We start from the raw sequence: 12,826 nt of genomic DNA, 5'->3' as shown, positions 1-12,826 counted from the left end.
CTGATATGCGCAAGATGCCAAAGCCGTTGTTGGCCTTGATGGCCATCACCCTGCAGGGGTGCAGCAGCGCGCCGATCAACTACCACACCCTGGTGCCGGCCGAGCCTGCGGTACGCCCGGCAGGGGTGAACATCGAGATCGACAAAGTACTGATGCCACCCCAGGTCGATCGCGCCCAGCTGGTGGTGCGCCAAGGCGATAGCGGGCTGGCGATTCTGGAAACCGAGTGGTGGGGCGCCAACCTCGTCGACGAGTTCCGCAACGCGCTGGAAGATCAGTTGGGCGCGCCGACCGGCGCCTCACCTCGAACGGCGCTGCGTGTGGAGGTGCAGCGCTTCGATTCGGTGCCCGGACGCTATGCCTTGCTGGACTTGACCTGGCGGCTGAGGCCTGCGGGCGCGAACACCGGGTTGACCTGCCACAGCACGTTGCAGGCCCCGGCGGACACCACGATCAGTGGGTTGGTCGCGGCCCACCAGGCCAACCTAAGGCAGTTGGCCGCGACGATCGCGCACACGAGTCGGACGGGCGCCACAAGTTGCCCGGTACCGGCCGGCTAGCGGCAGGCGTGCGAAGAAACAGGGCAGGGGCCATCGATGACGCCACGCAAAAGGTTGTTCTGGTTGTTCGGGCCACCGCTGGCCGTGGCGCTGCTGGTGGTCTACCTGCTGGCGCATGGCTTGATCCTGAACCGCCTGGACCGTGAAGACAACACCCTGCTGGTCGCCGAGGCGGGGCAGGTGCGGGCGTTGTTGAACAACTTGTTCGAGCGCGACCATGATCGGCTGCAAAACTGCCTATGCTCGCTGACGTCTTCAGCGAGGGATAGCCTGCCGGTGACGCCTCGGCTACCTGGGCGGCAAGCTGGTCGAGCCGGTTAGTGGCGATGCGGTAGTCGTACTTAGAACCTGATCAAAGCAGCTCCGCGAGATAGAGGCGGTGTGTCTGCTCGATTTGGGAGATGAGATCCTCATCCGTCATACCGGCCAGGCTCGCAAATTCCCGCCACCGGCTGACAGCATCGGCTACTTCCCGAATGATCTTTTTCCCGTTCAGTTTGGGGATGTGTTTGGCCACTGCCAGCAGATCTTCAACGGTGAAATTGTCACGCTTACCGTTGACTGTCATCTGGTGAGTGGAAACCCACGGGGAATCGGCCCGGTAAGCCCAGCACATGTCATACGCCGGCGTCAGATGCCAAACGCCATCCCGCCACACCTGGAAGGCGATGTTGCGAGTGTGGTCATCTTGGTTGCGGGCCACAACGTTGAACACCATCCTTCTGTACAGCTCGATCTGCTCGACGCGATCAAGACCGAGGTCCCGGCAGACCTGCAGCGCCTGCTCATAGCTGTACGCGCCTGGCATTGTGTAGTCAGCTGTGTCCATGGCACAGAGTGTCTGGATGTGCAGCTTGTCACCATCATCCTTCCTGTCGAATCGGCGGGTCATGAAGTGCGCTCGTGGCCCGTCGATGTGCAGGCGGCACTCTGTCATCTGCACGCCTGCGGCGACGGCCATCAGGTGATAGGCATACTCCACTCGGCCAAAGCCGGCTGGATCTCCAAGGGTATTGGCCCCATTACTCACATCGAACTTGAACAACCAGTAACTGAAGCCTTCCGGCGCTTCAACCTGGCCAGAGCAGATTTCCCCAGTGACTTCATTGATCGCAATGATCGCTTTCGGGCGCTGGCCGCCCGCCGAGGAACCGACCTGGAACAGACGCTTGAGGGCTGCGTCTTCCTCTTTGGAGTGCAGCTCCAGGTGCAGGCCGTCGAACTGCGTCTTCCGCTCTTCCAAGATGCGCCCGGCCAGGTCCACCAGCGACTCAAGCTCAAGCTTCTCGACCTTGCTGCCGGCCTGTTCCAAAGCTGGGCGGAACTCCAAGGCCCCCATAGCTCGCCGACCTATGTAAAGAAGCCTCTCGACGGGGGAGAACTGGCGAGGGTCTCGACCATTGGCCGCCAGCCAGGCATCGATCACCGCGTTACCGAAATCGTCCGGAAGGCTGTCAGAGAGACATGGCGGTAGGAATTTGAATGCTCGGGGGTTGAGCGATGGGAACGCGTACACCTCACCCGGTACCGCGGGCATTGTTAGTGGGGCAATTTGCAGGCCGATCTCAGTGAAGGCGGCGTCAAATTCAAAGGTTCCGGTCGCAGGCGATTGGGTTTCATCCCAGAAAACAGCCCCAACCAGAGTATCCCAGAGGTACACCTTAGCAATCTTTGCCACGTCACTTCCTCGGTATTAACAAGGGTTTCTCCCCTTGCTTGGTTGCCTTGACGTCAAGCGTCCGTTTGCCGACCAGCTGATTGCGGATAGTGCCAACTGCACGTAGCCGGACAGCCTTGCCGGATTTGGCCACAGCCAGGGGACTGACGCGGGGAGGGGCCGTGAGGCTACTGAGCAGATCAAGGCTGTTGAGCTCACGTAGGACGGCGATGAGCAGCTGCAGTGTACCCCGGCCCTTCTCCAACTTCTGAATGGTAGGAGTACTCACCCCTACCAGATTTGCCAGCTCGTCCTGCGTGATGTCCTTGCGCAAACGCCGCGTGCGTAGGGCATCGCCCAATTGCTCCGCAATCGCTTCGTCGCTCAATCGTTGGATTCGCATAATACAAACCTTTCTTTGCTTTACAGGGCAGGTCATTACCTAAGGCAAAAAATACTTTGCCTTATGAGGAATTCTAGCACAAACCATTCGTGGGTCTCGTAAGGCAAAATATTGTTTGTGTTAGCAGTGAAAAGTCCACTCAACAAAAAGTTTTCTTTGCCTTATGAAGAAGTCGTCCGCTTCAGAATATGGCCCCGATCGCTGGGCCAGGCGCGGACGCACGGAGGTCGGATCAACCGAGCGCACGCATGGGTGGCCGGGATAAGCAGCGCCTCAATGAACAGTTCGGCGTCTGAAATCAGGGCTGCCAATAGAACAAAGGATACGCAGATCTATAGGCAGGTCACCAGCACGTCGAACAGCATTACCTGAACCGACCAGTCGGCAGTCAGACCCAGTGCGATCAGCGTAGGCAATTGGGTTAGGGCAAGAGCCCACATGAAGGCCGCTCGGCCACCGAGCAGCTAGAAGTCCAGCCAGCATGATCGAGAATGACAGTTGGTCTACTTGAAGATCGGGATTGAATGGGGCTGTACAATGGGTGTCTCTTGACAGAAACCCATACAAACCAGGCGAGACCTGTGCGCCGGTTACCTGATGGTGGTTTGTGATGCGGGTGCTACCGCTTGCCGGGCAAAACACAAATTGAAGCAGGTTCTGGATGACGTACGGGCTTGGTTGGACCAGCTTCGGTCCGGAACTCCAACTTCAAGGTGGTGGACCTAGACGACAGTAAGGCCCTGCTTTTCGTCGAGAACATTATGCATTCGGCGTGGAACGCAGAATGTGACGTAATGATGAACGTCTCTGGGCGAGTAGAAATTGAGTCAATTACCTCCTGACAAGCTGGGTGTCAAAGATGAACGATGATGTGTATTTGCATGTAGGCCGCCCGCCAAGCTATAGGTCTTGCTATTGGACCATTCTCCGGAGTCTGGACGACCGGTACGATATTCGCGGCTATATCTTGGCGGAAATGGTGAAAGCCTGCCTCCAACACCGTGGCGTCTTACCGTCCATGCATCGCTCCTTTTTTTCGTTATATGCATCATCGGAGGCGATGATTTACTTGGAAAAACGTACGGCCAGTCTGCTTTTTGGTCCGAAAGGACGTTTTTCGCCAGAGGAATACCGGTATTCAGTGGATGAGCGCGGTTAAGTCCCTGCCAAAGGCAGGGAGGGCTGTCGATTCGGGCAGGTGCGCCGCTGCCTCGCTAGTCTGGTTTATTGTCATGAGGTCAGTATCAATGAAGCGAACGCTAAAGGGGATAGTCGAAGCAGGCGAGGTACTGATACAGCAGGCCATCGATGCCCAGCGGGCTTATCAAGAAGCTGAAGCTGCGGGCAGCCCTTCGGAAGACGTTGAGCGGCTTCGACTTCTCGCCGAGTCGCTATATCAAGCGGTGACGGACTATCAACTGCGATCACATGACTGTGCTGCAGTCACTCTGCATTAGGTCCTATGCTTCGGATATCGGGAAAAGCAAGAGTTTGTACCCTCTACCACTGGAAACCTAAACCCTGCGGTGCCGGTTCTCTGGATGAGCTAGTTCATTTCGGTCTTCCTATTGTCGGGATTGGTTGCTTTGGTTCGCTCTGGCGTGACGGCCTGAAGTACAGTGCATCCGATAGCTGATTTCGCGAGCCTCACTGAGAGGATGAAGTCCATGAGAACAGTGACTCAACAACAGGCGCAAAGCCTAGAGCGTGCTCGGAGAGAAATACTACAGAGCGGCGATTGGCTACTCGCGGATGAACTGTCGGTGCTCGCTTCGCAAAGAGACCAGGCCAGTGAGTCAAACCCTTACAGCTGGCTTCGTGACGATAAGATCTTTGCCATAAGTTACGACGGAAAAGATTATTTTCCGCGATACGCCTTGGACGTTGGGCGTGGTTATCAACCTGTCCCTAGCCTCCTAGATGTCATCCGCATACTCAAAGTCATGAAAAATGGCTGGGAGATGGCATTCTGGTTCGCGTCGCCCAATAGCCACCTGGCAGACCAGCGACCCCAAGATGTGATGTGCAACCACATCAAAGATGTGGTTGACGCCGCCCAGCAAGAGGTGGCTTCTATCAGTCATGGCTAGGGTTGGGCATAAACAGATCGTGCGCCAAGAGCCTGAGATTGCTTGCTAGCTTGAGCTTACATTGAAGGGAGAACGCCAGTGTCTCTGATTGACGATGTTGATGCCTTGCAGTCAATTTAAATCAACCGTGCGACCGGTAACGGTAATAACGATGATGAGCGTGACTATCCACTTTATCGGCAGAGTATCTTGGATGATCCGCATGCGGCCTCCCTTGTTCCCTCTTGGGTGAAGCGACATCGGAGTCTGGATCAGTTCTGGGGCTTCATAAAGCCAAAATTTGGCTCGTACGCCGAGCGTAGGGCGAGGTTGGTCTCTTTTAACCACTTCCTTGTAGTCCGGCTACCCAATTTGCATAATACTTCGAATAGGTCGCGACACGGCCTTCCATGGCTAAACTAGGCGTTAGACATCTCAAAATGCATCTTCCTAAATCCATTCGCACAGTAGGCAGCCTTTATACCCAGCGGCCATTATCAATTCCTGATGGGCCTGGCGTATATGCGTTCTGGTGGGTTGCAGATAAAGCCACGCTCCTAGCGTCAAACCGTACAGTAGTGCTTAAAGGACCAAATGAGGCTCGGGTAAAAGTCGAGTATCGAGATTGGTGGCCGGCCGAGCTAACGTATCCCTGCCTTTATGTCGGCAAGACCACAAACCTCCGGAAACGATTTGGTCTTCACATAAAGCGCAAGAGCGGAGGTCGTTTACACGCGGCACATCCGGAGCATCATAAGGCGGAGCCAAGCACCACCTCATGTCAGCTCCGCTGGGGCATCGAACACATCTTTCCCAACGAAGTCGACCCGCTGCACCTCATTTCAAATTCAGTTGGCTTCTCCTATAAAAATGATTTCGCTGAAAACGCAATCGCAGAGCGCTTCTTCGAGGAGGATCGGCTTGTCGGAACTTGGCGGCCGTGGTTCAACATCGACTCCGAGCGTTGAAACTCCACCTAAGGATCAACTGGTTTCCAACGCTTCGACTGCAACGCTCAAGGTTGCGAATGTGACTGCTTTTATCCATAGATGTCTGTCGTAGAGGGCAGCTAACGGTCAGAGGCAGCCATTGAGTATCCTAGGCGTCTTAGGTGATGCCGGTCATGAGAGCCGGAATCTAGCTGCGTTCAACAAGATCTATCAGGCGCAGATAATGTGGATCTGATGTCAGGTTAGGTTCGGTTTCCGCAATCAATGCTAGCACCTTCGGTAGCTCATATGACGGACGGGTGAGAACCGGAGGTGTAGCTCTGTTCATCAAATTCAGCGTCGTTTTAGGGAATAGAACGGTAATCGGCTTTTCATCACGAATTTCTCGGGTGAACCGGTAGAACGGATACCTGGAGCAGAGGGTAACGCAGAGCTTCTTACATACAGACGTGATCAACGCTTGCGTGGCCTGGTATGTACGCCCACCCAAGCCAATCCCAGCATGGATCATGGTGGGGGATATGAAAGGAAAAACCGCGAAGGTGAAGCTGAAAGAGGCATCGGTCGCCGGCGCCTGGTGAGCTGCTACCCTCCTAGGCACCGCGATCCTCAGCCAACTACGCATAGACATCGGTACGCTCAAAAACTGGACCACTCGTGAATATGGCTCGACACCTAAGCAAACAGATGGAGGAATACAAGTATACTTGGGCCTGTACCCCACCCCTGCGCAGCAGAATCTTAAGTCGGAGAGGATGTAAGCAGATACCCGTCCAACTCTTCGATCACGCTCATTGACAGCGTCATCTCCGCATCAATGCGCGTATCCAGCGAGCCGATCATCTGTTTGTCCCGCTCAGCACGGATGGCACCGAACAGATCAATCTTGTCGAGCAGGTAGCAGACAAAAGTCATGCTCAGCGCGGTCGCCGCACCCACTAGGACAGCCGTCAGCACCCCAGCAAACGGTGCAAACAGGGGAACCCCGAGAATAAGCTTCTCGGCAGCCTCTTCTAGAGCCACACCACCAATCACGACGCCACCTGCAACAAGCAGCTTCAAAGCTTCATGCGCCGCCTGGGCGAAGGTCATTTCCTCCGGCGGGAACAAGAAGGTCTTAAGTGCCTTGAGCAGCGAGAAGACTCCTTCGCGGATCATTCGCACAGCGCGTTTGCCGGTGGTGACGAACAGGTTGATCATCACGGTCACGGCATTGGACACGAAGCCCGAAATGAAACCGCCGCTGAAACTGTGTAGCATTTGTTCCCATCGCCCCGCTACCTTGACGCCAACACGCTTCAGGCGCTCGCCCAGTTCGGCAAGAATGGTGTCGCTCTGGCGGCCGTTGCGGTACAGGTCCTTTATCTCGTCCAGAGCGCCGCTGAACAGTTCAACCATGAGCATGCCGAAGGCCTGCTGGCTGCCCATCTTTAAGCCTTCGGTCATGCCGGTTTGGGCTGCGTGGGTGGTGTAGTAGGCGGCTTTTTCCGAGGTGCTGGGACCGTGGCGGTCGGCGGTTTCTTGTCCACGCTTCAAAGCTTTTTCGACAAGCTTTCGATCAACCTTGTAATACTCCTCATTGGTCACCTGCCTTCCATTAGACTTTTTCTCCAGCCACTCTAATTTTTCATCATCACTCATCGAGTTATTTATGTGGCGCTGGGTGGATATCAGGTTCTCGGTATCAGTCCCAAAATCGGCGCGTTGGATTTTAGACTGCATGAAGCCACCATTCTGGTGGTATGTCTTCAGCGGTATGATGTGGTCGGGGCTGGTCTGATCGCCTTTGACCGTTTCACCGGTGTAGCCATCACGGAGCTTCTGTTCTTTGTCCAGTTGGCCTCTGGTAAAAGTCGATCCCACCGATTTTTCACTGGCCCCAGCGAATCTCTTACCTTGGCTGTTCAAACCCCTGTCATAGTCATCGCGGTTGTATTTTTCTTCGTCAGAATTGGCGTAGATGTCCTGCCGGGCATTGTGAACGGTCGTCACATTGCCTCCCTGCTTGTCATACACTGCCAGGAACTTACCCAGCCCCAGTGGACCGGCAATGGCGCCGATAATGTCGCGCTGTGCCTTGGCCAACAGATCGTTCACCCGGGCCTGTTCGAACTCCTGGTCAAGCTCTCTGAGTAACTCGTGAGCATCCCGTGGGGCGGCCTGCAGCGCGAGGCTCAACGAGGAGTGATAGTCCAAGCTGGCGAGACGTGCACTGTCGGTCTGCTTGGTCAGCAGCGCCGCTACATCTTCAGGTGCGGCAGCGACGTGAAGCAGCGGACGGTTGGCCAGTTGCTCGCGCAGGGCCTGTTGTTTTCTGAACTGTTCGAGCTTGCTCATCGGGTGCTTTCCTCACGCGGTTTTCAGGCTGTTCCAAGCTTGCATGAAGGCTGCTTCCTGCGGGTGCACGGCATCGTCCGAGTACACTACCAAGTTGATAATTTCGTCGAAGATGGACAGGTTCATGCCCGATTTTATTGCCAGTTCGAAGGCTTCCTTCACCGTGGGCGGTTGCTGGTAGAGCGACTCTATTTTGGCTTTAACTGCTTCTGGGATGACGTCGGCCGAGAGGCCATTGATGAACAGCTCGATGTTTGTCCGTTCGGCGGGTGTGATATCGCCGTCGCATTGGGCGGTCGCGACGGCCACTGCGTTCAGGGCGATAATTGCATTGAAGTGTTCGCCGGCTGCCTTGAGGCTTTCCATGGCTTTCTCGAGGCGCTCTTTGAGCATCGAGATCTCAGCCAACTGCTCGGCTTTGGCTTGCTTGACGCCAGCATCATACCCGGCCTTACGTGCTTCCTCGTCTCCGTCCAGGTTCGCGGCTACCACGGCCCCGGCAACACCAGCGCCCACGGCAGCAGCGATGGTGCCAGCGCCGGCGAGTGAGCCCAGCAGACTAGCGCCACCGATCAGCGATCCGCCGCCGGTAAAGGGAGCTGCCGCGACGGCACCCACGCCGATCGCAGCACCGCCGAGCACTTTCAGGTAGTCAATTTCCTTATCACCGGAGACCACGTCGCCGACGTAATCGCGAGTGGCGTCATAGCCGTTAGATACGGTTTCGCAAGTCGCGTCGTAGGCGTCGGAGACGACGTCACCCACTGTTTCTGCCGCGTCGGACAGCGTTTCGACAGTGGAGCTGTAGACATTGGAGGCGGTTTCGGACACTGCATCGGCCACATTGCCGACCGTTTCGCGGGTAGCGTCGTACGCATCGGAGACTGTATCGGCCACTTTGTCAGCCACGTCGCTGACGGTTTCCTTGGCCGAGTCGTAAGCGCGAGACAGGGCGTCGCCGATGGACGAGAAAATAAAAGTGCAGCCCAATGTGTCACGGGCCATCGGTTCGCTCTCGTAGCTAACCAGGTTGGCAGTGAAACCTTGAGCCGATTGCAGGAAGATACGTCGATACATGGGCAGGCCATCCATGGTGGACAAAAGTGCATGCGATTCTCCATAGGAGGTACATGATGTCAATATGCCTGCATAATTTACGAGTGGCCTCTGTTCATGCGGTACGAAGGCCTTCCTAAATTTCCTGGTAAGGACCTTCCGGTGAGCGTCCGCTTCGGGGTGTAAGCAGCCGGTCGCGTCTGGCCGCTATCGACATAGCAGACGGTCAATTGTTTACTTCAAAGCACGGATTTAGGCGGGCGCTCATGCGCCTCGGCCTCCGCCCGAACTATTGCCGTAGAAGCTTTTCCGGCAGCACTGTCTGCTCCACCTGCTCCTCAAACCACTTCAACACCGCCTGGCACGCGGGGTGCGCAACGCCGCTGTCCCGTAGCCACAAGGCATACACACCACCGGTTCTCAACGGTTCGCCGAAGGGCACCACCAGGTCGCCGCGCGCCAGCGCGTCGTGGGCGAGCATCTGGTCGGTCATGGCGATGCCCAGGCCACGGGAAGCGGCGTCCAAGGCTAGGTCGTCAAGGTTGAACAGCAGATGCTGATAGTTGCGCCCGGGCGGGTCCTGTTGTGCCTTGAGCCACAGGTTCCATTCATAGCGTGAGATAGAGCCATGGATCAGCGAATGCCCGGCCAGTGCCTCGGTCGAACTGGGTGGGGCGCGGCCGTCGTTTAGCTGCGGGGCGCACACGGGGATTAAGTATTCGTCAAACAATGGCGTCAGCCGACGATCGTCCAGACCACCGGGCAGGTACAGCACATAGGCATCGCAATCGCCGCCTTCGTCCACCAGTTCTCCGCTGACGGTCTCGATGGACAGGGTGAGCTCGGGGTTCACCGCATAGAAAGAGCTCAGCCGCGGCAACAGCCAGCGCACCGCAAGAGATACGAAAATACGGATGCGGAAAGGGCGGTCGGGAGCCGGTGCCAGCCGCTGCTCCAATGTGCGCAGGACCTTGAGCAGTTCCCCCGCCACCTTGTGCACCTCGCGGCCGTGCTCGGTCAGCGCGACCTTGCGGCTGGTGCGGTCAAACAGCACGGTCTGGTAGTGCTCCTCCAACTGCTGGATCTGCCGGCTGATCGCGCTCTGGGTCAGGTGCAACTGGCGGGCGGCTTCGGTGAAGCTGTGGGTATCAGCCACTCGGACCAGCGCCTGCAGAGCTTGCAGTGAGGGCACGCGAAAGTTTTTATCCATGCAAATACCGAATAGATGGATGAATTAATAGCGTTAGAAAGCTCGACCTGATGCCCGTAGATTAAAGGCACATGGCGGGTTTGCGGAGATCCGGTCAATCACGCCTGCGCATCGATTGTGAAGGAGTGACAGACAATGAACAACCACTGTGGCTGGATCGCCCTGGCCGGTGAGTCGCCGGTAAAACCGCGCCTTGAGGGCGTCCAGCAGGTCGACTGGCTGATCATCGGCGGCGGCATCACTGGCCTCTCGGCAGCCCATACCCTGGCGCGGCGCTTCCCCTCGCAACGCGTGGTGTTGCTCGACCGCCAGCGCGTCGCCCAAGGAGCTTCGGCGCGCAATTCCGGGTTTGTGGTCAGCCATGAACTGCCGGGGACGGGTGAGCTGATCGGTACGGCGGGATTCGCCGGTTACCAGATCGCTTCGCGGATCGGCGTGGCTGCGGGGGAAGAGGTACGTCGGCGCATCGCAGAACTCAAACTGGACTGCGAACTCAGCGAGAACGGCTATCACTTTGCAGTGCATGAACCAGCGCATCTGCAGCAGGTCGAGCAGACCTTGGAAACCCTGGCCGCCGTGGGTGCGCGGGTGCAGTTCTTGGATGGCCAACCGTTGCAGCAACGGTTGGGCACGTCGTTCTATACCCGCGCTATCCACTGCGCAGGCGGCAACGGCCTGATGCAACCGGCGCGCTATGTCAAAGGTCTGGCTGAAAGCTTGCCGGAGCAGCTGGAAGTCTTCGAGCACAGTGCCGTCACCGACCTGCGCCGTCGGCCCGGCAAAGGCTGGACGGCGCTAACCGAAGCAGGTGAGGTACAGGCCCGCCAGGTGCTGGTGTGTGTCGGTGCGTTCCTGCCCAGGGTCGGGCTCAAGCGCAGCGGTACCTTCCCGCTGGAGCTAAGCGCCAGCATCACCCGCCCGCTGACTGAGGGAAACTGGCAGCGCCTCTTCGACGACCAGGGCTGGGGCGTGCTGTCCACCTTGCCGGGGGGCTGCACTTTGCGGTTGTTGCCAGGGCGCCGGCTGCTGATTCGCAACACCGTGGAGTACCGCCGGCGCGACATCGATGCCGCGGGCCTCGCGCTGCGCCAGCGCGAGCACCTGCTGGGCTTGCAAAAGCGCTTCCCCGACATTAGGGCGCACGACCTCCAATACACCTGGACCGGCCACCTCAGCGGCACCCGCTCCGGCGAGCCGTACTTCGCCCGGATCGAGGACGGCCTGCATGCTGTGGCCGGTTGCAATGGCTCCGGTGTCGCCCGGGGCACTTTGTGGGGCCGCTTGTTGGTGGAGATGGCTATTGGCGCCGACTCGGCCTTGCTGGGTGATGTGCTTGGCCAGGCCCGTCCGGGTTTCCTGCCACCACGGCCGTTTTTCGACCTCGGCGCCAGCGTTCGCATGGCCTGGGAAGTGCGCCGCGCCCAGGGCGAACGCTGATATTTCAATTACCTTGCAAACAAGAACAAGAGAGCAAACCCATGATCAAGCACACGTGTATGGCCCTATTGTCCTCGGCGTTGCTGGCCGGTGTGGTGCATGCTGAAGAGCGGGTCAATATCGCCAACTGGAGCGGTTACATAGCCGATGACACCCTGGCTGAGTTCACCCGGCGCACCGGTATCCACACCACCTACGACCTGATCGACAGCAACGAGACCACAGAAGCCAAGCTGATGACAGGCAACAGCGGTTACGACCTGGCGAGCCCGTCGAACCACTTCCTGCCGCGCCTGATCAAGGCGGGAGCCATCGAGGAACTGGACCGCAGCCAGCTGCCCAACTGGCATAACCTTGATCCGAAGCTGATGAAAATCTTGGAGGCCAGCGACCCTGGCAACCGATACGCGATCCCGTACATGTGGGTGACCACCGGCATTGGCTATAACGTGGAGAAGATCAAGGCGATCTTCGGCAGCACCGAGGTGACGCAGTCCTGGGACCTGTTGTTCAAGCCGGAAAACGTCCAGAAGCTAAGCCAGTGTGGCGTGGCTTTCCTCGACAACCCGACGCAGATCGTATCCATCACCCTCAAGACATTGGGTCTGGATCCGCACAGCGAGAAGCCAGAGGACCTGAAGAAGGCCGAAGCGGCGTTACTGGCGGTGCGGCCTTACATCAGTTACTTCCACCAGTCCAAGTATGTGAGCGACCTGGCCAACGGCAATATTTGCGTGGCCATCGGTTTCAGTGGCGATGTATTACAAGCAATGAGCAGTGCCAAACAGGCCGGGAACGGAGTGGATGTGGGCTACAGCATTCCACGTGAAGGCTCGACCGTGGCGGTGGACATGGTGGTGATGCCCAAAGGGGCTCCGCACCGGCAGAATGGGTATGCGTACCTGAACTACCTGTTAGAGCCGAAGGTGATCGCCAGCATCAGCAATGCGGTGAAGTACCCGAACGGGAATGCGGCAGCGCTGGAGTACATCACGCCTGATCTGCGCGACAATCCAGCGATTTACCCGTCGGAGTCGGTACTCGATACGTTGTTCCCGATAAAGACCTTGTCGCCGGCGGGGATGCGCTTGAGTACACGGCTATGGACCAGAGTGACAAGTGGGAAGTGAAGATGATTTCAACTATC

13 protein-coding genes are annotated in these 12,826 nt (G+C 57.5%); 8 read left to right on the top strand and 5 right to left on the bottom strand.

What is annotated here, in order from left to right; genetic code table 11:
* Positions 1–5 precede the first annotated feature (5 nt).
* On the top strand, positions 6–560 hold the full coding sequence (locus AB1N67_RS16845) for a membrane integrity-associated transporter subunit PqiC (protein ID WP_367863303.1): 555 nt from the start codon (positions 6–8) through the stop codon (positions 558–560).
* A 36-nt stretch (positions 561–596) separates the two neighbouring features.
* Positions 597–881 (top strand): hypothetical protein, encoded by a 285-nt coding sequence (locus tag AB1N67_RS16840; RefSeq protein ID WP_367863302.1) that lies wholly within the window; start codon positions 597–599, stop codon positions 879–881.
* Between the two features lie 31 nt (positions 882–912).
* On the opposite strand, the gene AB1N67_RS16835 is transcribed toward AB1N67_RS16840, so the two are convergent.
* Entirely contained in the window at positions 913–2,238 is a 1,326-nt protein-coding gene (locus AB1N67_RS16835) for a type II toxin-antitoxin system HipA family toxin (protein WP_367863301.1), read from the bottom strand.
* 1 nt (position 2,239) lies between these two features.
* Positions 2,240–2,605 (bottom strand): helix-turn-helix transcriptional regulator, encoded by a 366-nt coding sequence (locus AB1N67_RS16830; protein WP_367863300.1) that lies wholly within the window; start codon positions 2,603–2,605, stop codon positions 2,240–2,242.
* A 1,262-nt stretch (positions 2,606–3,867) separates the two neighbouring features.
* On the opposite strand from AB1N67_RS16830, the gene AB1N67_RS16825 reads away from it, so the two are divergent.
* The 4 genes from AB1N67_RS16825 (at position 3,868) to AB1N67_RS16810 (ending at position 6,220) form a co-directional block, all read left to right on the top strand.
* On the top strand, positions 3,868–4,077 hold the full coding sequence (locus tag AB1N67_RS16825; protein WP_367863299.1) for a hypothetical protein: 210 nt from the start codon (positions 3,868–3,870) through the stop codon (positions 4,075–4,077).
* Positions 4,078–4,287: 210 nt separating this feature from the next.
* Entirely contained in the window at positions 4,288–4,710 is a 423-nt protein-coding gene (locus tag AB1N67_RS16820; protein WP_367863298.1) for a hypothetical protein, read from the top strand.
* 419 nt (positions 4,711–5,129) lie between these two features.
* On the top strand, positions 5,130–5,657 hold the full coding sequence (locus AB1N67_RS16815) for a GIY-YIG nuclease family protein (protein ID WP_367863297.1): 528 nt from the start codon (positions 5,130–5,132) through the stop codon (positions 5,655–5,657).
* 392 nt (positions 5,658–6,049) lie between these two features.
* The gene (locus AB1N67_RS16810) at positions 6,050–6,220 is read left to right on the top strand and encodes a DUF2026 family protein (protein WP_367863872.1); all 171 of its coding nucleotides are present in this window, start codon (positions 6,050–6,052) and stop codon (positions 6,218–6,220) included.
* Positions 6,221–6,380: 160 nt separating this feature from the next.
* On the opposite strand, the gene AB1N67_RS16805 is transcribed toward AB1N67_RS16810, so the two are convergent.
* The 3 genes from AB1N67_RS16805 to AB1N67_RS16795 all read right to left on the bottom strand — a co-directional run bounded on the left by AB1N67_RS16805 (position 6,381) and on the right by AB1N67_RS16795 (position 10,242).
* A complete protein-coding gene (locus tag AB1N67_RS16805; RefSeq protein WP_367863296.1) occupies positions 6,381–7,976 on the bottom strand; it encodes a hypothetical protein in 1,596 nt (531 codons plus the stop codon).
* Between the two features lie 12 nt (positions 7,977–7,988).
* On the bottom strand, positions 7,989–9,053 hold the full coding sequence (locus tag AB1N67_RS16800; protein WP_367863295.1) for a hypothetical protein: 1,065 nt from the start codon (positions 9,051–9,053) through the stop codon (positions 7,989–7,991).
* 268 nt (positions 9,054–9,321) lie between these two features.
* Positions 9,322–10,242: a LysR substrate-binding domain-containing protein gene (locus AB1N67_RS16795; protein ID WP_367863294.1), complete on the bottom strand. Its 921-nt coding sequence runs from the start codon at positions 10,240–10,242 to the stop codon at positions 9,322–9,324.
* Between the two features lie 135 nt (positions 10,243–10,377).
* Here AB1N67_RS16795 and AB1N67_RS16790 point away from each other — a divergent pair, with 135 nt between their 5' ends.
* Positions 10,378–11,679, top strand: coding sequence for an NAD(P)/FAD-dependent oxidoreductase (locus tag AB1N67_RS16790; RefSeq protein WP_367863293.1), 1,302 nt, complete (start codon positions 10,378–10,380; stop codon positions 11,677–11,679).
* 41 nt (positions 11,680–11,720) lie between these two features.
* Positions 11,721–12,809 carry a polyamine ABC transporter substrate-binding protein gene (locus AB1N67_RS16785; protein ID WP_367863292.1) on the top strand — a complete coding sequence of 363 codons (1,089 nt, stop codon included), beginning with the start codon at positions 11,721–11,723 and terminating at the stop codon, positions 12,807–12,809.
* Positions 12,810–12,826: the final 17 nt, after the last annotated feature.

Source organism: Pseudomonas guariconensis (assembly GCF_040822035.1).
Classification (GTDB): Bacteria; Pseudomonadota; Gammaproteobacteria; order Pseudomonadales; family Pseudomonadaceae; genus Aquipseudomonas; species Aquipseudomonas guariconensis.
The sequence above is the reverse complement of the archived record's forward strand: the minus strand, read 5'-3'. Positions and strand labels throughout refer to the sequence as shown.

Bases quoted from the DNA above. Each gene is read 5' to 3' on its own strand.
- AB1N67_RS16845 (WP_367863303.1), top strand. From the start codon at position 6: ATGCGCAAGATGCCAAAGCCGTTGTTGGCCTTGATGGCCATCACCCTG.
- AB1N67_RS16790 (WP_367863293.1), top strand. From the start codon at position 10,378: ATGAACAACCACTGTGGCTGGATCGCCCTGGCCGGTGAGTCGCCGGTA.
- AB1N67_RS16815 (WP_367863297.1), top strand. From the start codon at position 5,130: ATGCATCTTCCTAAATCCATTCGCACAGTAGGCAGCCTTTATACCCAG.
- AB1N67_RS16785 (WP_367863292.1), top strand. From the start codon at position 11,721: ATGATCAAGCACACGTGTATGGCCCTATTGTCCTCGGCGTTGCTGGCC.
- AB1N67_RS16800 (WP_367863295.1), bottom strand. From the start codon at position 9,053: ATGTATCGACGTATCTTCCTGCAATCGGCTCAAGGTTTCACTGCCAAC.
- AB1N67_RS16840 (WP_367863302.1), top strand. From the start codon at position 597: ATGACGCCACGCAAAAGGTTGTTCTGGTTGTTCGGGCCACCGCTGGCC.
- AB1N67_RS16820 (WP_367863298.1), top strand. From the start codon at position 4,288: ATGAGAACAGTGACTCAACAACAGGCGCAAAGCCTAGAGCGTGCTCGG.
- AB1N67_RS16805 (WP_367863296.1), bottom strand. From the start codon at position 7,976: ATGAGCAAGCTCGAACAGTTCAGAAAACAACAGGCCCTGCGCGAGCAA.
- AB1N67_RS16825 (WP_367863299.1), top strand. From the start codon at position 3,868: ATGAAGCGAACGCTAAAGGGGATAGTCGAAGCAGGCGAGGTACTGATA.
- AB1N67_RS16795 (WP_367863294.1), bottom strand. From the start codon at position 10,242: ATGGATAAAAACTTTCGCGTGCCCTCACTGCAAGCTCTGCAGGCGCTG.